1 pseudogene is annotated in these 834 nt (G+C 40.3%); it reads left to right on the top strand.

The window, feature by feature from the left end:
• A pseudogene (locus AB5935_RS25035) lies at window positions 1-527 on the top strand (pyridine nucleotide-disulfide oxidoreductase); the annotation flags it as partial.
• Window positions 528-834: the final 307 nt, after the last annotated feature.

The following is an 834-nucleotide window of genomic DNA, read 5'->3' as shown; positions in this document are numbered from 1 at the left end:
GTATAGGAGTTGATGCTCACGGAGCTATCATCGTAAACGATCAGTTACGCACTACTGTTCCTCATATATGGGCAATGGGAGATGTGAAAGGCGGATCGCAATTTACTTATGTCTCGCTAGATGATTTCCGGATTATCCGTGACCAGCTCTTCGGCGACAAGAAACGTGATATCGGAGACCGTGATCCTGTGCAATATGCAGTGTTTATTGATCCGCCATTGGCACATATCGGAATCAGTGAAGAAGAAGCTCTGAAAAGAGGATATTCATTTAAAGTTTCCCGGTTGCCGGCTTCCTCCATCGTCCGTACCCGTACATTGAGGCAGACAGATGGTATGCTAAAAGCTATCATCAATAATCATAACGGGAAGATTATGGGCTGTACTCTATTCTGCGCCGATGCTTCAGAAATCATCAATATCGTAGCTATGGCGATAAAGACAGGCCAGACGTCTACATTCTTGCGCGATTTTATCTTCACGCATCCCAGTATGAGTGAGGGATTAAATCAACTGTTTGATGTATAAGAATAAGAAAGAATATAATTCACTTCTAAAACAGAGCCTCTGAATAGGGTAAACAGAGGCTCTATTTGGAGTAATCGGAGGCTCTGAATGAGGTAAACGGAGCCTCTAAATAAATGAAACTCATTCTTTTTCAGTCTTAATAGAGTGAAATCTAATAGAAAGTGTTATCTTTGCCACCAAGTTAAACTATATACCTACCGCAATGAGAATTACTAAGTAAGACAACACTTCTAAGTAAACATCACTTTTCTTATATGCTTTTTCTATTTTGTTAAGCATCACGAAATCCGTGTTGTTTAGCCAGTAT

The sequence above is a fragment of the Phocaeicola sp. RTP21198st1_B8_RTP21198_201120 genome (genome assembly GCF_040929485.1).
Taxonomy (GTDB): Bacteria; Bacteroidota; Bacteroidia; order Bacteroidales; family Bacteroidaceae; genus Phocaeicola; species Phocaeicola dorei.
The sequence above is the reverse complement of the archived record's forward strand: the minus strand, read 5'-3'. Positions and strand labels throughout refer to the sequence as shown.